This is a genomic window from Aeromonas sp. s1(2024), assembly GCF_040908005.1.
Classification (GTDB): Bacteria; Pseudomonadota; Gammaproteobacteria; order Enterobacterales; family Aeromonadaceae; genus Aeromonas; species Aeromonas caviae.
Genome location: NZ_JBFOCW010000033.1, coordinates 102,920 through 122,167 on the forward strand (window position 1 = coordinate 102,920; position 19,248 = coordinate 122,167).

Below are 19,248 nucleotides of genomic sequence, written 5' to 3' on the forward strand. Positions count from 1 at the left end.
CTTGTAACGGATTCGGCCTGATGATGGTCAACACACCAGTCCCCGACGATATCAAGGAGGCCCATTCATGAGCCAAGCACGTGTTCCTGCCTGGATATCCGTGGGCGTGCTGCCCGCCGTCAATATCCTGCTGGCCTTCCTGGTGTCGGCCATCCTGTTCTATTACCTCGACATCAGCCCCATCGAGGCAGCCGAAATCATGTGGTACGGCGCCTTCGGCACCGGCGAGGGGATAGGCTTCACCCTCTACTACGCCACCGGTTTCATCTTCACCGGTCTGGCGGTGGCGGTGGCCTTCCACGCCGGCCTGTTCAACATCGGCGGTGAGGGGCAGGCCTATATCGGCGGCCTCGGGGTCGGTCTGGTCTGTCTGCTGCTCGGGGACGTGTTGCCGTTCGCCCTGCTGCTGCCGCTCGCCATCATCGCCGGCGGCCTGTTCGGTGCGGCCTGGGCCTTCATCCCGGCCTGGCTGCAAGCCAAGCGCGGCAGCCACATCGTCATCACCACCATCATGTTCAACTTCATCGCGGCCTCCTTGATGGCCTACCTGCTGGTAGACGTCTTCAAGCCGCCAGGATCCATGGCCACCGAGAGCAAGGTGTTCGCCGTGGCGAGCTGGCTGCCGAAGATGAGCGAGCTGGCGGCCGGTTTCGGCATCGCCATGCCCAACAGCCCCCTCAACATCAGCTTCTTCTGGGCGCTGATCTGTGCGGCCCTGGTGTGGGTCTTCATCTGGCATACCCGCTGGGGCTACGAGATCCGCTCCGTGGGCGCAAGCCAGAGTGCCTCCGCCTATGCGGGTATCTCCTACCCCAAGGTGGTGATCCTGGCCATGGTGATCTCCGGCATGCTGGCGGGCTTCTTCGCCCTCAACGTGCTGCAGGGTGAGCTGCACCAGATCAAGCTCAACTTCGTGGAAGGCTTCGGCTTCACCGGCATCGCGGTGGCCCTGATGGGTCGCAACCACCCGGTCGGCGTCATCATCGCCAGCCTGCTGTTCGGCTTCCTCTACCAGGGCGGCGCCGAGCTCAGCTTCGAATTCGGGGTGGATCGCAACATCGTCGTGGTGCTGCAGGGTCTGGTGATCCTGTTCTGCGGCGCCCTCGAGCACATGCTGCGTCCGCGCATCGAGCAGGCCTACCTGGCCTTCGCCAACCGCTCAGTCGCGCAAGTCAAAGGAGCCTGACCATGTTCGAAATGCTGATTTTGATGCTGGATGCGACTATCCGTACCGCGCCGCCGCTCATTCTTGCCGCTATGGCGGGCATGTTTTGCGAACGCTCCGGGGTGGTCAACATCGCCCTGGAAGGCAAGCTGCTGGCCTCCGCCTTCGCCAGTGCGGCGGCCGCCGCCGTCACCGGCTCCGCCTGGATTGGGCTGGGTGCCGGGGTGGGGATCTCCATCCTGTTCGCCCTGCTGCACGGCTTCGCCACCATCACCCACCGCGGTGATCAGGTGGTGAGCGGCATGGCCATCAACATCCTGGCGGCCGGCCTGACCGTCACCCTGGGCCGTTACTGGTTCGATCAGGGCGGCCAGACCCCGGCGCTCTCCGGCGATGCCCGCTTCGCCCCCATCGACCTGCCCTATGCCAAGGAGCTCTATGACGTGCCCGTCATCGGCCAGCTCTACAGCGAGCTCTTGAGCGGTCACTCCCTGCTGGAGTACGTGGCCTTCGCCGCCGTGCCCCTGGCCTGGTGGGTGCTGTTCCGCACCCGCTTCGGCCTGCGGCTGCGGGCGGTGGGCGAAGCCCCGGCGGCGGTCGACACCGCAGGCATCTCCGTGGTGCGCATGCGTTACACCGCCCTCATCATCGGCGGCCTGCTGGCGGGGATCGGGGGCACCTATCTGGCGGTGGCCCAGACTGCCCAGTTCATCCCCAACATGAGCGCGGGCAAAGGCTTCATGGCGCTGGCGGCCCTGGTGTTCGGCAAGTGGCGCCCCTGGAACGCCATGGCGGCCTGTCTGCTGTTCGGCTTCCTCGACGCGGTCGCCATCCGGCTGCAAGGGGTCAGCATCGGCGATTTCCCGATCCCGGTGCAGGCCATCGAGGCGCTGCCCTACATCCTGACGGTCTTCCTGCTGGCCGGTTTCATCGGCAAGGCGGTGGCCCCCAAGGCCCTCGGCACCCCCTACGTCAAGGAGCGGGAATAGCCCCGCCCTTCATGCCATGCAAAAGGCCCGCACATGCGGGCCTTTTCTTTTTCGGGCGACGGCTCAGCCGATGGGCCGAACCAGGGCGGGTTGGTGGGGATCGCTGAGGCGCTCGGCCAGATAGTCCACCAGCAGCCGCACCTTGGGGGAGAGGTGGCGGTTGTGGGGATAGAGGGCCCAGATCCCCTCCTCGGGGGCCCGCAGCTCCGGCAGCAGCTCGATGAGCTCCCCCCGGGCGAGGTGGTCGCTCACGTAGTAGTCCGGCAGCTGGATGATGCCGATCCCCTTGATGGCCGCATCCAGCAGGGCGTGGCCGCTGTTGCACTGAAGCAGACCGCGTACCCGCACGCTGTGGGGTTTACCGTTCAGGGTGAAGTGCCACTCGTCCCCGTTGCCCACCAGGCAGGTGTGACGGGCCAGCTCCGAGAGACTGTTGGGCATGCCGTGGCGGGCGGTGTAGGCAGGGGAGGCGCACACATAGGGAACCCGCTGCGCCAGCTTGCGGGCCACCAGGGTCGAATCCTTGAGGTGGCCGAGGCGGATCGCCAGATCGAACCCCTCGTGCACCAGATCCAGCAACTGGTTGGTGAGGTTGAGGGTCACCTCCAGCTGGGGGAAGCGCACCATGAAGTCGTTCACCAGGGGGGCGATGCGGCTCTCGCCGTAGGAGACCGGGGCCGTGATGCGCAAGGAGCCCTGGGGCACCGCCTGATGGCGTCCCACCGCCAGCTCCGCCTCGTAGAGGTTGTCCAGCAACTGGCGGCAGTGACGAAAATAGATCTCCCCGAGTTCGGTGAGTCGCACCTGGCGGGTGGTGCGCAGCAGCAGCTTGGCCTGCAGCCTGTCTTCGAGCTGCGCCACCTGGCGGCTCACCTGGGCCACCGACACCCCGAGCTTGCGCGCGGCCGGGGTAAAGCCCCCCTGCTCCGCCACGCTGACAAATTCACAGACCCCTTCCCAGCCGAACATTATTACCTGTGTGTAAAAGTGATTTGATACTTAGCGTTATTATCACCAAATCGGCGGGAAACTACACTGGATCTCCGAACTCATTTCCGTTCATCCAACCACTACGAGGACGTCATTCATGGCACAGGTTCAGAGCATCAAGTGTAAAGCCGCCATCGCCTGGGGACCGGGTCAGCCCCTCTCCATCGAAGAGGTCGAGGTCATGCCGCCCCAGGCCGGCGAGGTGCGGGTGCGCATCGTCGCGACCGGCGTCTGCCACACCGATGCCTTCACCCTCTCCGGTGAAGATCCGGAAGGGGTCTTCCCCTGCATCCTGGGCCATGAAGGGGGCGGTATCGTCGAGTCCGTCGGCGAGGGCGTCACCAGCGTCAAGGTCGGCGATCACGTGATCCCGCTCTACACCCCCGAGTGCGGCGAGTGCAAGTTCTGCAAATCCGGCAAGACCAACCTGTGCCAGAAGATCCGCGCCACCCAGGGCAAGGGGCTGATGCCGGACGGCACCACCCGCTTCTCCAAGGACGGCCAGCCCATCTACCACTACATGGGCACCTCCACCTTCAGCGAATACACGGTGCTGCCCGAGATCTCCATCGCCAAGGTGGATCCGGCCGCCCCCCTGGAAGAGGTCTGCCTGCTGGGCTGCGGCGTCACCACCGGCATCGGCGCCGTGATGAACACCGCCAAGGTGAAAGAGGGTGAGAGCGTCGCCATCTTCGGGCTGGGGGGCATCGGCCTCTCCGCCATCATAGGCGCGCGCCTGGCCAAGGCCGGCCGCATCATCGCCATCGACATCAACGAGAGCAAATTCGAGCTGGCCCGCAAGCTGGGCGCCACCGACTGCATCAACCCGAACACGTTCGACAAGCCCATTCAGGAGGTGATCGTCGAGATGACCGACGGCGGCGTCGACTTCTCCTTCGAGTGCATCGGCAACGTCAAGGTGATGCGCGCGGCGCTGGAGTGCTGCCACAAGGGCTGGGGCGAATCCGTCATCATCGGCGTGGCCGGTGCGGGCCAGGAGATCAGCACCCGTCCGTTCCAGCTGGTCACCGGCCGGGTGTGGCGCGGCAGCGCCTTCGGCGGCGTGCGCGGTCGCAGCGAGCTGCCGAGCTATGTGCAGCGCTACATGCAGGGTGAGTTCAAGCTGGACGACTTCATCACCCACACCATGCCCCTCGAGCAGATCAACGAGGCGTTCGATCTGATGCACGAAGGCAAGAGCATCCGCACCGTCATCCACTACTGATCCCATGAGCGCCCCGCCCATCGCATGGGCGGGGCAAGGAGTCCTTACATGAATCTGGACATCATCAGCAGCAACAAGAGCTTCGGCGGCTGGCACAAGCAGTATCGCCACCGCTCCAATGTGCTGGGGTGCGAGATGCGCTTCGCCATCTACCTGCCGCCCCAGGCCCTCACCGGCCAGAAAGTGCCGGTGCTCTACTGGCTCTCCGGTCTCACCTGCACCGACGAGAACTTCATGCAAAAAGCCGGGGCCCAGCGCATCGCCGCCGAGCTCGGCATCGCTCTGGTAGCGCCGGACACCAGCCCCCGCGGTGAAGGGGTGGCGGACGATCCCGGCTATGACCTCGGCATGGGGGCGGGGTTCTACGTCAACGCCACCCAGACCCCCTGGCGGGATCACTACCAGATGTACGATTACGTCACCCGGGAGCTGCCCGAGCTCATCGAGACCCACTTCCCGGTCTCGACGAAGCGCGCCATCAGCGGCCACTCCATGGGGGGCCACGGCGCCCTCATCGCCGCCCTGCGCGAGCCGGGTCGCTACCGCTCGGTGTCGGCCTTCAGCCCCATCAGCCACCCGAGCCGCTGCCCCTGGGGCCAGAAGGCCCTCGGCGCCTACCTCGGCAACAACCCCCTGCTGTGGCAGGAGTGGGATGCCTGCCAGCTGCTGCGCCACCACGACAGCCCGCCCCTGCCGACCCTGGTGGACGTGGGGCTGGACGACCCCTTCCTGGCGGAGCAGCTCGGCATCGACACCCTGGCCGAAGTGGCCGCCACCCGGGCGTGGCCCCTGACGCTCAACCGCCATGCCGGCTACGACCACAGCTATTACTTCGTGGCGAGCTTCATCGAGGCGCACCTGCGCTTTCACGCCAACCACCTGGGCGAACCGGCCTGAGGCTGACCCGCTCGTGGCCGCCCCGTCAGCGGGCGGCCATTCACCCGGAAACAGGAGACAAGGATGCCTCTCTTCACCACATTGCTGGCCATGCCGGATCAGTTCGAGCGGCTGCTGGCACAGGTCCCCACCGACCACCTGGACTGGGAACCCGCCAACTGGGCCGGGATCCCCTCCGAGCGTTTCAGTGCTAGGGGGCACCTCTGCCACCTGCTGGACATCGAGGTGCTGGGCTATCAGGTGCGGTTTCGTCGCACCCTGGCAGAAAGCCTGCCGGAGCTCGCCTCCCTCGATGGCTATCAGCTGGCGCTGGACCATGATTACCCCCGACAGGATACCGCCACGCAGCTCGACCGCTTTCGTACCGCCCGCCTGCAGACCGTCGAATGGTTGAAGACGGTGCCGTCCGACGCCTGGCAGCGCCGCGCCCGCTATGGCGGCTATGGGGAGGTGACCCTAGACGGTCTGGTGCGCCTGCTCGTCAGCCATGACCACCAGCACCTCGCCGGCATGCAGTGGCTGCTGATGCGCCTGAACGCCGATCTGGGCCTCGCACTCCCCCTCGAGTGAAGCGTCGCCCAACAGTGTCGCATCCTGCAAAAAAGGCCCCGAGGGGCCTTTTTCATTGTTGCGATGATGGGATCAGCTCCCCAACCGGCTCACCTGGCCCGAGCCCGCGATCTCGCTGGTCAGCGCTGGGCTGCCCCAGTAGTTGACCGCTCCGGCACCGGCGATCTCTATCTTGAGCCGCGACCGGGCCCGCACCTCGACCTCGCCACTGCCGGCGATGCTCACCTCGACCTCCTCGCTGGCGAGCCCGGCTCCCTTGACACCACCGGCGCCGGCGATGTTCAGCGCCATCACCCGGGCGGAGCCCTGCCCCAGATCCAGGTTGCCCAGCCCGGCGATGTTGCCCTCCAGCCGATCCAGCGTCAGCCCGCTGGCGACGATGTCCCCCGTGCCCGCCAGGGAGAGCACCAGATCATCCCCCTTGAAGTCGCGCAAGGTGCCGTTGCCAACTCCCGCCAGTGCCAACTCGTGCAGCGTCGGCAGGGTGATGGTGATCTCCAGCGGCTGGGTGGGGTCGAGCCGGTAGCCATCCTTGACCTCGATCTCCAGCTTCTCCCCCTTCTCGGTGAGCACCAGATAGGGCAGCAGGTTGGCCTCCCCCTTGACCCTGAGGGTGTGGCTCTCTCCCGCCACCAGGTACAGGTTGGCGGGCACGCCCGCCAGCACCCGGGTCACCTCCCGCCCCAGGGGATGCTGCTGCTCCACCACGGCCCCCTCCCCGCGCACCTTGACGTCATCCTGCCAGCTGCATCCGGTCAGTCCCAGGGCCAGCACCACTCCCAGCATCCATTTCATCCCGCTACTCCTCGTTTCCTCTTTGCCGCACGGCGCGGCAGGTGAGTGGCAATCAGCAAACCCTGTGCCATATGGCTAACATCATGATTTATCTATCCATTTCAATATTTCGAGGCTCGAAGGGTCCATAACAAAGAGTCATTCAGACCACAATCTGGTCAATCTGACCACACCCGAAGGGGGGTGTTGACCCATTTTTTTGGTTGCCGCCCCGGTTCGTTGAGCCAATAGTGATACCTGGTGCGTATAGAGCACTCCATCGCTGCTTCACCCGCCAGAATCAACAAGGAGTCAGAGCGTGACCCAAGCCAGCCACTCATTCGTCCATCCGGGCCTGCCTGCCCCCACCCGCACCCCGCTGCTGACCGGCGACGATCCCGACCACAAGCGCCGCGAGCTGCTCGCCTACTTCTGCCAGACCTTCGATCTCTACGACTCGCTGTTCGACTGCCTGGCCGACGAGCGGGCCTGGTTCAACAAGGCGATCCCCCTGCGCCACCCGCTCATCTTCTACTACGGCCATACCGCCGCCTTCTTCGTCAACAAGCTGCTGGCGGCCCGTCTCATCGAGAGTCGGCTCGACCCACGCATCGAGGCCCTGGTCGCCATCGGGGTGGACGAGATGAGCTGGGACGATCTGGACGAAACCCACTACGACTGGCCCACGGTGGCCGAACTGCGTGACTACCGCGGCCGGGTGCGCGCCCTGGTGTGTGAGTTCATCGAGCGAATGCCGATCGAGCTGCCCATCCATTGGCAGAGCCCGGCCTGGGTCATCCTGATGGGGATAGAGCACGAGCGCATCCACCTCGAGACCTCCAGTGTGCTGATCCGCCAGCTGCCCCTGGCCTGGGTGCGCAGCCAGCCCCAGTGGCCGGTCTGCCCCGAGGCGCGCCACGATCTCGCCGCCGTCCCCGTCAACACCCTGCTGCCGGTGGCCGGCGGCCAGGTGCGCCTCGGCAAGCAGGATGCCACCTACGGCTGGGACAACGAATATGGCGAGCGCCACATCGAGCTGGCCCCCTTCCAGGCCAGCCGTATGCTGGTGAGCAACGCCGAGTACCTGGCCTTCGTGCAGGCGGGCGGATATGAAGCGCCCGCCTGGTGGGACGACGAGGGCCGGGGCTGGCGCCAGTATGCCAACGCCCGCATGCCCACCTTCTGGGTCGGCGACCCCCTCGAACCCGAGCAGTTGCAACTGCGGCTGATGACCGAGCAGGTCCCCATGCCCTGGGACTGGCCGGTGGAGGTGAACCAGTTGGAGGCCGCCGCCTTCTGCCGCTGGAAGGCGGATCAGACCGGCCTGCCCGTCCAGCTACCGAGCGAGGGGGAGTGGATGCTGCTACGGGAACAACTGGCCGGCGATCAGCCGGACTGGATGGAGGCCCCCGGCAACATCAACCTGGCCCGCTTCGCCTCCTCCTGCCCGGTGGATGCCTGCCCCCAGGGCAGCTTCTTCGATCTGGTGGGCAACGTCTGGCAGTGGACCAGCACCGCCATCGACGGCTTCGAGGGGTTCAAGGTGCATCCCCTCTACGACGACTTCTCCACCCCCACCTTCGACGGCAAGCACACCCTCATCAAGGGCGGGAGCTGGATCAGCACCGGCAACGAGGCACTCAAGTCCTCCCGCTACGCCTTCCGTCGCCACTTCTTCCAGCACGCGGGCTTCCGCTACCTGGTCTCACGCCATCAGGAGCCCGTCATCGTGAACCCTTATGAAACCGACACGCTCGTCGCCCAGTATCTCGACTTCCAGTACGGTCCGAACCACTTCGGGGTCGCCAACTACGCCGAGGCTCTGGCCGGTCTTGCCAGCGAGCTGTGCGGCCGCCATGACCGGGCGCTCGACATCGGCTGCGCCACCGGCCGCGCCAGCTTCGAACTGGCTCGCCGCTTCGCCCACGTGGACGGGGTGGACTACTCGGCCCGCTTCATCGACGTGGCCCTGACCCTGGCAAGACAGGACAGCTTCCGCTACGCGGTGCCGGTGGAAGGGGATCTGGTGGAATATTGCGAGGCGCGCCTCTCCCGCCACGAGCTCGGTCGCGAGCAGAGCGAGCGGGTCCACTTCAGCCAGGGGGATGCCTGCAACCTCAAGCCCAAGTACGGCGACTACGACCTGGTGCTCGCCTCCAACCTCATCGACCGGCTGCGGGAGCCCGCCCGCTTCCTGCGGGACATTGCTCCGCGCCTTCGCAGCGGCGGCCTGCTGGTGCTCACCAGCCCCTACACCTGGCTGACCGACTACACCCCCAAGGCCAACTGGCTCGGCGGCATCCGGGAAAACGGCGAGGCCCTCGGCACCTATCAGGCGCTGCAACGGCTGCTGGCGGAGGAGTTCGAGGAGCACATGCCCCCGAGGGACGTCCCCTTCGTCATCCGCGAGACCGCCCGCAAGTACCAGCACACGGTGGCCCAGCTCACCGTCTGGCGCAAACGCTGACGACGCGGCAAACGAAAGAGGGAGGCCCATGGCCTCCCTCTTCTTTATCCGGACCGCTTACCCCTCCTGAACCTGGGGCAGGGCCTCCTGCTCGCGGTAGCGGCGGGCCAGCACGGCGCACACCATCAGCTGGATCTGGTGGAAGATCATCAACGGCAGCACCATGACCCCGACGCTGGCGGCGGGGAACATGACGTTGGCCATGGGCACCCCGTTGGCCAGGCTCTTCTTGGAGCCGCAGAAGACGATGGTGATCTCGTCCGCCCTGTTGAAACCGAGGCGACGGCTGATCCAGACGTTCCACCCCAGCACCAGCGCCAGCAAGACGCAGCTCAGCAGCACGATGCTGGCCAAATCATACCAGCCGACCTGGTGCCAGATCCCCTGCACCACCGCCTCGCTGAAGGCCACATAGACCACCAGCAGGATGGAGCTCTGGTCCAGCTTGCCAATGAGCGGCCGGTGGCTGTCGACCCAGCCACCGATGAGGGGGCGTGACAGGTGCCCCACCACGAAGGGCAACATCAGCTGCACCATGATGGCCTGAATGGAGTGCCAGGTATCGACCCCCTCCCCCTGCACATTGATCATCAGCCCCACCAGCACCGGCGAGAGGAAGATGCCGAGGATGCTGGAGGCCGAAGCGCTGCACACCGCCGCCGACACATTGCCCCCCGCCATGGAGGTGAAGGCGATGGCCGACTGCACGGTGGCGGGCAGGGCGCACAGGTAAAGGAAACCGAGGTAGATGGCCGGGCTCAGCCACTGGGGCACCAGGGGCGTGAGCAGCAGCCCCAGCAGCGGGAAGAGCACGAAGGTGCTGGCCATCACCACCAGATGCAGTCGCCAGTGGCCGAGGCCCGCCAGCAAGTTCTGGCGCGACAGCTTGGCACCGTGCATGAAGAACAGCAGCGCCACCGCCAGCTTGGTCAACAGACCGAACCAGACGGCCACCTGCCCCTCACAGGGGAAGAAGGAGGCCAGGGCCACCACGGCAATCAGCACAGAGGTAAAAGGATCCAGACGCACGGGGAGTCTCCAGAGAAAGCGCGTCCCGCACGGGATGGGGACGACAGGGCACGGGGAAGGCGTCATCAGGCGGCGACCCCGGATACGAAGGGACAAGCTTACCCCGAACACCCTGTGGTGCAAAGTTGAGCGGCAGCTTCATTTGTTTCATTTTGTTAAACGATAATGCACATTCTCACAGCAAAACTAAACGATTTTGACCCTCCGGCCCCGGATCCGGCCAACAAAAAACGGGCGACCCTGGTCGCCCGTCTCCTGTTTGCCACATGCCGGTCAGCGCTGGCTGGCCAAGGGGCCGCTGCCCGCTTTCTTCTCGTTGCCACCTGACTTGCGGGCCTGACGCTTCTCGAAGCGGGAGATCCACCAGTAGGCCAGCGCCGAGAAGACCGCGGTCATGAAGACGTTGATGAAGAAGGCGCGCACCAGATCCACCCCGGCCGGGAAGGCGGAGGCGCTCATGCTCACCACGAAGATGGCGATCAGCACCGACACCACCCCCATCCCGAAGGTGCGCGATCCCATGCGAAACTCGCGCGGGGTGTCGTCATGTTTCCAGCGGAACACGAAGTAGGCCACCATGATGAAGATCGGCGGCAACATGGCAGTCCCGGCGGTGAGATTGATGGCGGTGTTCATCATCTGCTGCACGGATTCCGAGCCGAAGCCGTTGACCACCAGCATCGCGAACACGAAGACAAACTGCCACCAGGCGGCGCGCACCGGCACCCCGTGCTCGTTGAGCTGGGTGGTCTTCTCGCCGTAAACCCCCTGCGGGATCTCGGAGAAGTGGATCTTCACCGGCGCCGAGGTCCACATCATCATGGAGCCGAACATGGCGATGAACAGCACCACGCCGACAAAGCGGCCCACCAGCGCCTCGGAGAGACCGAAGTACTGCGCCATGCCGGTGAAGATCTCCACCATGCCGCCGGCATAGGTGAGGCTCTCGCGCGGTACGAACACGTTCACCAACAGGGAACCGACCGCATACATGGCACCGATGACGATACCCGCACTGATGATCACCTTGATGAAGGACTTCTGGCCCCCCTTCACGTCATTGAGGTAGGCCGCCGCTGTCTCGGCACCGCCCGCCGCCTGGAAGATCCAGCACATGATGCCGAGGGTCGCCCAGTTGACGGTGGGAGTCATCGCCTCCAGCGTGATGGGCTGGGCCGGCACATGATCGCCACCGAGGGCCATCAGGGCACCCAGCACATAGATGGCGAACAGGGCAAACACCCCGTAGGCCACGATCTCCGCAATCTTGCCGAGCCAGCTCGCCCCCTTGGTGGAGATATGGGTCGCCGCCGCAAACAGCACGATGGAGATGACCGAGGTGACCATGGGCGAGAAGCTGTACTCATAGCCCAGCATGGCGTAGGAGGCGTAGGCGATGACGTTGGGCAGCAGGGAGACGAACCAGAACAGGTTCACGAACCAGTAGAGAAACGAGCCCAGATAGGCCATCCGGGTGCCGAGCGGTTTTTTCAGCCAGTCGTACATCCCCGACTCGGAGTTTTTGTTGGCCGAGACGAACTCGGCGATGATGAAGACAAACGGGATGAAGTAGACGATGGTCGCCAGCAGGAAGATGGGGGCGGAGCTGAGCCCCAGCTCGATGTTGTTGTTGACGATGTTGCGCACGTTGAACACGGCGGCAAAGGTCATCGACAACAGGGCAAACTTGCCTATGGTGCCGCGTACGGATTCAGACATGGTGTCCTCCAATGGACTCGCGCTCCCTGCGGGGAGCGCTGTGACTCAGTGATGTGTTCGGCAAGGGTCTGTCGGCCCCGCGCGTTACTCTCTTGTTATGATCGGCCCGCGTGGACGACCTCGTTGGTGAACCGGTGCCGTCTCCCGCACCGGCTCGCAATACCCGTCAGACGATGGGGGTGCCCGGCGCCATCGGCACCCGCGGTTGCAACAGCACGCTCTGGCTCTCGTCCGGGGTCTCGGCGCACAGCAACATGCACTCGGAACGCTCGCCGCGCATCCTGGTGGGTTTCAAGTTGGTCAGTACCACCACCTCGCTGCCCATCAGCTCCTCTTCGCTGTAGTAAGGCACCAGACTGGTGACGGTCTGCAGCGGCCGCTCGCCACCCACGTCGATCTGGACGATGTAGAGTTTGTCGGCCCCGGGGTGACGCACCACCTCCAGCACCTTGCCCACCTTCATCTCGACCCTTTTGAATTCGGCAAACTCGATCGTCTCGCTCATGCTCTTTTCCTTTTCTGGTTCAACGGTTTGCGGGTGGCCAACGGCCACCCGGTTTGATGGGGTCATGACGGCTGGATGACGACCTGCGCCGCTGGCTCGGCCTCTTTCGCGCGCGCTTCGGCGCTGAGGGAGGCCTCGTATCGGTTGTATTTCCACCAGGCGAAGCCGAGGAAGATCACGATCCCGCCGACGTTGTAGAAGACGATGGTCATGATGTCGGCGCCGGTCGGGAAGGTGGAGGCGAGGAAACCCACCGAGAAGAGGACGATCAGCACCGATACCACGGCGATGCCGGTGGAGCGCGAGCCCATCTTGAAATCCCTCGGCAGGTGGTCGAGCTTCAGGCGCAGATTGAGGTAGGCCAGCATGATGAACAGCGGCGGCAGCATGGAAGCGGCAGCGGTCATGTTGATGACGGTGTTCATCAGATCCTGAGCGGTGTTGGAGCCCAGAGTCGGGATCACCATCAGCGGCAGCACGATGAGGTACTGGATCCAGGCTGCGCGGGCGGGCACGCCGTTCTCGTTCAGCTCGACCGTCTTCTTGCCGAAGATGCCGGCCGGGATTTCGGAGAAGAAGATCTTCACCGGGGTCGCCGTCCACATCAGCAGGGAGCCGAACATGGCGGTGAAGGAGACCAGACCGACGAAGCGGTTCATCAGGATCTCCGGCAGGCCGAAGTAGGCCGCCAGCCCTTCAAACACCTGCACCGAGCCGCCGGTATATTTCAGGGTGTCGCTGTGGACGAACACGTTGATCAACAGCGATGCGATGGAGTAGAGCACCCCGATAAAGATCCCGGCGACGATGATCACCTTCACGAAAGACTTGGAGCCCCCTTTCACGTCATTGACGTAGACCGCCACCGACTCGGCGCCACCGGCCGCCATAAAGATCCAGGTGGTGATGCCGAGGAAGGCCCAGCTGAAATCGGGGACCATGGCCTCTACCGTGATGGGGTCGGCTGGCTGTACGCCGCCCACCAGTGCCGCACCTGCCAGCAGAATGTAGGAGAGGGTCAGCAGCAGCATCAGGGACGAGGTCACCGAGGTGATGGGGCCGAGCATCTTGGCGCCGTTGGTGGAGACGTAGGTGGCAAAGGCAAACAGCACCATGCTCAATGCCGTGGTCGCCACCGGGGTGAGAATGTACTCGTAGCCGAGGAAGGCATAGGAGGCGTAGGCGATGACCCGTGGCAGCAGCGAGGTAAAGAAGAAGAGGTTCACGAACCAGTAGGTGTAGGCGGAGATAAAGGCCCAGCGACCGCCGAGGGAGCTCTTCACCCAGGCATACACCCCCGCTTCGGAGTTTTTGTTCAGTGACACGAACTCCGCAATGATCAGGCAGAACGGAATGAAGTAGAAAATGGTGGCCAGAAAGAACATCGGGGCCGAGGCCAGACCGATTTCGATGTTGTTGTTGATGACGTTGTTGAAGCTGAATACCGCCGCGAAGGTGAGCGACAGCAGACCAAACTTGCCTATCGTATTGCGTTTGGAATCAGACATGGTACATCTCCAGACCTGTAGTTATCTCGCGAAAGAGCGGGGCATGATGTGTAGGGTGAGCCCCGCCCTTCCGGCTTTGTCAGTGCAGAACCGGCGGCTTGTTATTTGTTTTTGAAGTAGCCGCCTTCGACGGTGACCTTGATGATCAGCTTGCGCACCGGGCTGTCGCCTGCGAACCGGTAAGCCTCGTCGTTCTCGAAGATCACCACCTGACCGTTGCCGACTTGCTGGCGCTCGCGCACCTCACCGGCCAGCCACTCGCGGTCCGTGGTGTCGTCATAGGCCTGCTCGACCCCCAGCTCCGACTTGGGGGCCCACTCCACCGTCTCTTCCCCTTCCAGGTAGTAGTGAACGTCGAAGTAGCGGCGCTGCCCCTCGAACAACGAGGTGGCCGGGCTGGCCCCCTCCTGCAAGCGGTAGGTGAGGGAGTCACCGATGGAGTGACAGATGCCGGGCTTGAGGTTCGGCAGGTTGTTGATGGCCTCCACGCAGCGGCCCCACTTCTTGCCCTCCCGGTAGATGTTTTTGAACAGGGTCAGGTTGTCCAGGGTGATCATGCGAGGTTCCTCCCGCCGTTGATGGTGAGATCGAGCCCGGCCAGCGCAGCCGGATTGAGGTTGCCACGGGAGATGGGCAGCAGGGTCAGGCCGAAGCTGAACGGCTCGAAGCGCACCCGCCAGGAGTCCAGCACCTCGGAGCCCCAGGAGTTGGAGCCGAGCCCCACCACCCTGTAATCCAGGTTGAGAGTGAGATAGCCACTCGGTTCCAGCTCGTTGATGTGTTGCGCCGCATGGATGTGCTCCCAGCTGTAGGGCCAGACGCTCAGGTTGATGGGGGCATCAGGCCGCACGTAGAGACCGGCGCCGTGACGGTTGGTCAGGGTCGCCCAGCGCACCTGCTGGCGGTTGCCGTTGTCCTGCGGGAAGGGGTAGTGCTCCCACATCTCGCTGACTGTGCTCTGGAAGCTGTCGATCCAGTTGCTCTGGCGGCTGTCCTGATAGTTCTCGCCCGGCCCCATACCGTAGTAGTGCACCCGGTCGAGATCCTGACGAATGCCCAGCTCGAAGCCGATCTTGGGGATGATGTCGTCATAGCCGCCGTAGGGCTGGCCGGACAGAGCCACGTGCAGCTGACCGTTCCGGCTCAGGGTATAGACGTAGCGGCAGCGCATGCCAAAGTCGAACACCGGCGGTGCGATCAGACTCTCCACCGTTACCTCGACCGCCTCACCCAGCTGGCGCCAGCTTAAGGTGCGGAAGTGCTCCTGCATGATCTGCAGGTGGTTCGGGTGCCACAGGCTCTCGTACTCCTGCTTGTGGTTGTCGATCATCGGCTTGAAGAAAGTGAGGCGCGGGGCTCGCTCGATGAGCTCGATACCATCCTGCTGCCAACTCACCAGCTTGCCGTCGAGGCGCGAGAAGCGCAGGGCAAAGCCGCTGCCGCTCAAGGTCAGCGTGAGGCGCTCATCGGCAATATGCAACGGGGTGGCGTTGGGATTGGCAAAGGGCTGCAGCTGGCGAGTCGATACCTTCAGCTGGAACTGGTACTGGCCCAGCTCGTGCTCCGCCGCGCTGTAGCGGGTCGCACTGGCCTTGATGACCCGCAGCTGGACGAAGGTTTCCCGCCCATCGAGGGATGGCAGTTCGAGCTGCAACTCGGTGGTGGCACCGGGGGCCACCCCTTCCAGCCGGATTTGCTGGCTGGCCAGCAGTTCGCCCTCGGCCTTCACTTCGACCAGCAGGCGGATGTCGTCGAGAGTGGAGAACCAGTAGCGGTTTTCCACCGCCAGCTTGCCGCTCGCCAGATCCAGGGCGCGCACCTTGACCGGGCAGATCACCTGCTTGTATTCGCGCAGCCCCGGCCCCGGGGTCTGATCCGGATAGATGAGGCCATCCATGCAGAAGTTGTAGTTGTTGGGGTAGTCGCCGTAGTCGCCGCCGTACTTGTAGACCGGGCGGCCCTGCTCGTCCTGATCCAGAATGCCGTGATCGCACCACTCCCAGATATAGTGGCCCTGAATGTGGGGATGGCGGTCAAACACCTGCTGGTATTCGCTCAGGCCACCCGGGCCGTTGCCCATGGCGTGGGCGTATTCGCAGAGGATACGCGGCTTGGCCATCGGGAACTCGCCGAAGCAGTTCATCTGGGAGACGCGGGAGTACATGGTACTCACCACATCCACCACCTCGGCATCGCGATCCTCTTCGTAGTGCACCAGCCGGGTCGGGTCGATCCCCTTGCAGCGCTGGTACATGGCTCTGATGTTGCAGCCGTAGCCGGACTCGTTGCCGAGCGACCAGATGATGATGGAGGGGTGGTTCTTCTGGGCGTGCACGTGGCGCTCGATGCGATCCACGAACACCGGCTCCCAGAAGGGATCGTCAGTGATGCGGCTGAGATCGCCGACGTTGGCAAAACCGTGGGTCTCCACATCGGTCTCTGCCATCACGAACAGGCCGTACTGGTCGCACAGCTCGTAGAAACGCGGGTCGTTCGGGTAGTGAGCGGTGCGCACCGAGTTGAGGTTGTGCTGCTTCATCAGCACGATATCGCGCTCCACCCGATCCATGCCGACCGCACGGCTCTTGAGGTGGTCGTTGTCGTGGCGGTTCACCCCGTGCAGCTTGAGGTAGTGGCCGTTGACGTAGAAGAGGCCATCCTTGACGGTGATTTCACGCACCCCGACCCGCTGCGGGATCACTTCCAGCAGCTCGCCCTGACCGTTGTAGAGGGAGAGTTGCAGCTGGTAGAGGTAAGGGTCTTCGGCACTCCACAGATGGGGGTTGGCCAGATCCAGCGTGAAACGGCAATCACACTTGCCGTCGATGGCGAGATGGTCGAGCGAGCCGCTGGCGATCTCGCTGCCCTGATCCAGCAGCGACCAGACCAGACGGTGATCACGGGCTGGCGCACCAAGATTTTCCAGCTGGATATCGCAGCTCAGGGTGGCGCTCTGGCCGGCAATCTGATTGCCATCGGCCAGCGCGGTGCGGATAAAGAAGTCCTGCACATGGGCGGCCGGTTTGCCCACCAGGTAGACGTCGCGGAAAATCCCCGCCATCCACCACATGTCCTGATCTTCGATATAGGTGGAGTCGGCCCACTGCATCACCCGCACTGACAGCAGGTTTTCGCCAACCTTGGCGTAGGCGCTGATATCGAACTCGGCGGTGAGGCGGCTCCCCTTGCTGAAGCCGACATAGTGGCCGTTTACATAGACCTCGAAGTAGGTCTCCACCCCGTCAAACTTGATGATCACCTGCTCGCCGTCCCAGGCCGGGCTCAGCGTGAAGCTGCGCTGATAGGCGCCGGTGGGGTTGTTGGTCGGCACGAAGGGCACATCGATGGGGAAAGGAAAACCTTCGTCGGTGTACTGCAGATTGCCATGCCCTTCCATCTGCCACATGTTGGGCACGGTGATCTGGCCCCACTCGTTCATGGGGCTGTGATAGAAGGCCTCCGGCACCTGCAGAGGATGGTCGAAGTAGTGGAACTGCCACTGGCCGCTCAGGCTCAGAAAACGGCGGCTCAGCTCGCGCTGCATGGTGGCCGCCAGCCCGTGATCGGCATAAGAGAAGAAGTAGGCGCGCGGAGCCAGCCTGTTTTCACCAATGAATTGGACGTTTTCCCAGTTATTCACATGTCCTCCCGGAACAAGGCAACGTTAACTGGGTAAACTCTAGATAAATATTTACTAAATATCAGTTTTGAATAGGTAAAGTTTTAACCTGATCACAGTGAGCGGATGGTTTTGTGAGCGAGATCAGAAGCGGGAGACAAAGGAGGGCAAGGTATAGATGAGTGGCATGGATGTTGATGATAGCTGGCTGAATAACAGTAAAATCAACTATAAAACAATGTGATGTGACGTCATTGGATGATATGGCAAAGCAGTGTACTTGGGAGGAGTGTCGCACCACTGCAAGATGGTGCGACTAAAATGCAGGGTATTTTACTAAAATCAGCGCGTGGTGCCACGCAGGGTCAACTTGCTCGGTACCAGCACCCGGAGTGGAATATCACGCTCGTCACGCAGCCGTTCGACCAGCAAATTGACCCCCTGGGAGCCCATCAACTCGGAGTGGATCCGCACCGTTGAGAGCGGCGGGAAGGTGAACTTGGCAGTCGGAATATCGTTGACGCTGATAAGCTCGATCTGCTGGGGAATCGCCAGTCCCTTCTCGTGGATGGCACGCAGCACACCGATGGCGATGGAGTCGGAGGCGACAAACAGCGCCCTGGGCCAGTCACCGGCCAGCATCTCCTTCGCCAGCTTGTAGCCGGAAGCGCTGGAGAAGTCTCCGCGATAGAGGTCGCTCTCCTGTACCACGCCAAGCCGCTGGCCATAATCCCGGAAAGCCAGTTCCCGCAGATCCGGGCCATCATCCTGGCCACCGATATAGCCGATGCGCTGATGGCCCTCGGCGATGAAGAAGTCCACTACCTGCTGGCTGATGAGTGCCAAATCAACGTCAATCGAGTCAAAATCCCCCTGAGAGCGGCAATCCACGAACACCAGCTGGGCAGACAGGCCGCGCAGCACGGCCAGCCGTTCTTCCGGCAGATGGCCGATGACCAGGATGCCATCGACGGCAGAGAGCTCACGCCCCTCGGCACCGTTGTAGCAGTGGGCCAGCTCGATGTTGAGGCGGGTGCACTGGGTCTCGATGCCGTAGCGGATGGCGAGGTAATAGGGATCGTTGACCTCGGTGCTCTGGGGATAGGCGTAGACAGCCAGGAGCTGCAGCTTGCTCTTGTGCACCCCTTTGCGGGCGCTGCTGGTCTTGTACTCCAGCCGCTCGGCAATCTCGAAGATCTTCTGCCTGGTCTCGTCCTTGACGCTCAGGTTGGGATCCTCGTTCAGCACACGGGATACGGTAGCAAGCGATACCCCCGCCTCCTGTGCAATTTCCTTCAACGTAGCCATCAATACCTCGCAGGCAGCATCACGTGTTCATCGGGCAACGGCTAAAGAGTAACGAGCAATCCCTTGATAGCCCAGCATTTTTACTGAAATAGAAGCAGGGAATTGCGGCGGGAGGACAGAAATGCAAAAAGGCCTCCCGCATGGGAGGCCTCTTCTGAATAGGTGCCTGACAGTGTCCTACTCTCGCATGGCGAATGCCACACTACCATCGGCGCTACCGCGTTTCACTTCTGAGTTCGGCATGGGATCAGGTGGTTCCACGGCGCTATTGCCGTCAGGCAAAAGCTGTACTGCTTGAAAATGGTGCTGATACCCAGAATCGAACTGGGGACCTCATCCTTACCAAGGATGCGCTCTACCGACTGAGCCATATCAGCACACTAACCGGTAAAGACCACGCTCAATGCGTAATCTAAAATTGGGTGCCTGGCAGTGTCCTACTCTCGCATGGCGAATGCCACACTACCATCGGCGCTACAGCGT

Annotated in this window: 15 protein-coding genes, 1 tRNA gene and 1 rRNA gene; 6 read left to right on the plus strand and 11 right to left on the minus strand. The window is 63.1% G+C overall.

The window, feature by feature from the left end:
- The first annotated feature begins 67 nt into the window (after nucleotides 1-67).
- Both AB5Y70_RS08415 and AB5Y70_RS08420 read left to right on the plus strand, forming a co-directional pair.
- Entirely contained in the window at nucleotides 68-1,186 is a 1,119-nt protein-coding gene (locus AB5Y70_RS08415; protein ID WP_103261591.1) for an ABC transporter permease, read from the plus strand.
- A 2-nt stretch (nucleotides 1,187-1,188) separates the two neighbouring features.
- A complete protein-coding gene (locus AB5Y70_RS08420) occupies nucleotides 1,189-2,154 on the plus strand; it encodes an ABC transporter permease (RefSeq protein ID WP_103261592.1) in 966 nt (321 codons plus the stop codon).
- Nucleotides 2,155-2,217: 63 nt separating this feature from the next.
- Here AB5Y70_RS08420 and AB5Y70_RS08425 read toward each other — a convergent pair whose 3' ends face one another.
- Complete coding sequence (locus tag AB5Y70_RS08425) at nucleotides 2,218-3,123, minus strand: LysR substrate-binding domain-containing protein (protein ID WP_039039541.1); 906 nt, start codon at nucleotides 3,121-3,123, stop codon at nucleotides 2,218-2,220.
- A 118-nt stretch (nucleotides 3,124-3,241) separates the two neighbouring features.
- On the opposite strand from AB5Y70_RS08425, the gene AB5Y70_RS08430 reads away from it, so the two are divergent.
- From AB5Y70_RS08430 to AB5Y70_RS08440, 3 genes are all read left to right on the plus strand, one after another.
- Nucleotides 3,242-4,369 (plus strand): S-(hydroxymethyl)glutathione dehydrogenase/class III alcohol dehydrogenase, encoded by a 1,128-nt coding sequence (locus AB5Y70_RS08430; protein WP_010672469.1) that lies wholly within the window; start codon nucleotides 3,242-3,244, stop codon nucleotides 4,367-4,369.
- Nucleotides 4,370-4,417: 48 nt separating this feature from the next.
- Nucleotides 4,418-5,266: an S-formylglutathione hydrolase gene (gene fghA, locus AB5Y70_RS08435; RefSeq protein WP_039039543.1), complete on the plus strand. Its 849-nt coding sequence runs from the start codon at nucleotides 4,418-4,420 to the stop codon at nucleotides 5,264-5,266.
- Between the two features lie 63 nt (nucleotides 5,267-5,329).
- Nucleotides 5,330-5,836 (plus strand): DinB family protein, encoded by a 507-nt coding sequence (locus AB5Y70_RS08440; RefSeq protein ID WP_042650299.1) that lies wholly within the window; start codon nucleotides 5,330-5,332, stop codon nucleotides 5,834-5,836.
- Nucleotides 5,837-5,908: 72 nt separating this feature from the next.
- Here AB5Y70_RS08440 and AB5Y70_RS08445 read toward each other — a convergent pair whose 3' ends face one another.
- On the minus strand, nucleotides 5,909-6,631 hold the full coding sequence (locus tag AB5Y70_RS08445) for a DUF2807 domain-containing protein (protein ID WP_049637041.1): 723 nt from the start codon (nucleotides 6,629-6,631) through the stop codon (nucleotides 5,909-5,911).
- 298 nt (nucleotides 6,632-6,929) lie between these two features.
- Between AB5Y70_RS08445 and ovoA the strand changes: the two genes are divergently transcribed.
- Nucleotides 6,930-9,077, plus strand: coding sequence for a 5-histidylcysteine sulfoxide synthase (gene ovoA / locus AB5Y70_RS08450; protein WP_049637042.1), 2,148 nt, complete (start codon nucleotides 6,930-6,932; stop codon nucleotides 9,075-9,077).
- 57 nt (nucleotides 9,078-9,134) lie between these two features.
- On the opposite strand, the gene AB5Y70_RS08455 is transcribed toward ovoA, so the two are convergent.
- The 9 genes from AB5Y70_RS08455 to AB5Y70_RS08495 form a co-directional block, all read right to left on the minus strand.
- Nucleotides 9,135-10,106, minus strand: a complete 972-nt coding sequence (locus AB5Y70_RS08455) for a bile acid:sodium symporter family protein (protein ID WP_049637043.1) — start codon at nucleotides 10,104-10,106, stop codon at nucleotides 9,135-9,137.
- Nucleotides 10,107-10,379: 273 nt separating this feature from the next.
- Entirely contained in the window at nucleotides 10,380-11,825 is a 1,446-nt protein-coding gene (locus tag AB5Y70_RS08460) for an amino acid permease (protein WP_049637048.1), read from the minus strand.
- A 166-nt stretch (nucleotides 11,826-11,991) separates the two neighbouring features.
- Nucleotides 11,992-12,330: a tRNA-binding protein gene (locus tag AB5Y70_RS08465; protein WP_026080427.1), complete on the minus strand. Its 339-nt coding sequence runs from the start codon at nucleotides 12,328-12,330 to the stop codon at nucleotides 11,992-11,994.
- A gap of 62 nt (nucleotides 12,331-12,392) precedes the next feature.
- Nucleotides 12,393-13,838 (minus strand): amino acid permease, encoded by a 1,446-nt coding sequence (locus tag AB5Y70_RS08470; protein ID WP_049637044.1) that lies wholly within the window; start codon nucleotides 13,836-13,838, stop codon nucleotides 12,393-12,395.
- 101 nt (nucleotides 13,839-13,939) lie between these two features.
- Nucleotides 13,940-14,395: a beta-galactosidase subunit beta gene (locus AB5Y70_RS08475; RefSeq protein ID WP_049637045.1), complete on the minus strand. Its 456-nt coding sequence runs from the start codon at nucleotides 14,393-14,395 to the stop codon at nucleotides 13,940-13,942.
- Nucleotides 14,392-17,478 (minus strand): beta-galactosidase subunit alpha, encoded by a 3,087-nt coding sequence (gene ebgA, locus AB5Y70_RS08480; RefSeq protein ID WP_049637046.1) that lies wholly within the window; start codon nucleotides 17,476-17,478, stop codon nucleotides 14,392-14,394. Before ebgA ends, AB5Y70_RS08475 begins: the two co-directional genes overlap by 4 nt.
- A gap of 321 nt (nucleotides 17,479-17,799) precedes the next feature.
- Nucleotides 17,800-18,765 carry a transcriptional regulator EbgR gene (gene ebgR / locus AB5Y70_RS08485; protein ID WP_049637047.1) on the minus strand — a complete coding sequence of 322 codons (966 nt, stop codon included), beginning with the start codon at nucleotides 18,763-18,765 and terminating at the stop codon, nucleotides 17,800-17,802.
- A gap of 164 nt (nucleotides 18,766-18,929) precedes the next feature.
- Nucleotides 18,930-19,044, minus strand: a 5S ribosomal RNA gene (gene rrf, locus AB5Y70_RS08490).
- A gap of 22 nt (nucleotides 19,045-19,066) precedes the next feature.
- A tRNA-Thr gene (locus AB5Y70_RS08495) sits at nucleotides 19,067-19,142 on the minus strand.
- Nucleotides 19,143-19,248 lie beyond the last annotated feature (106 nt).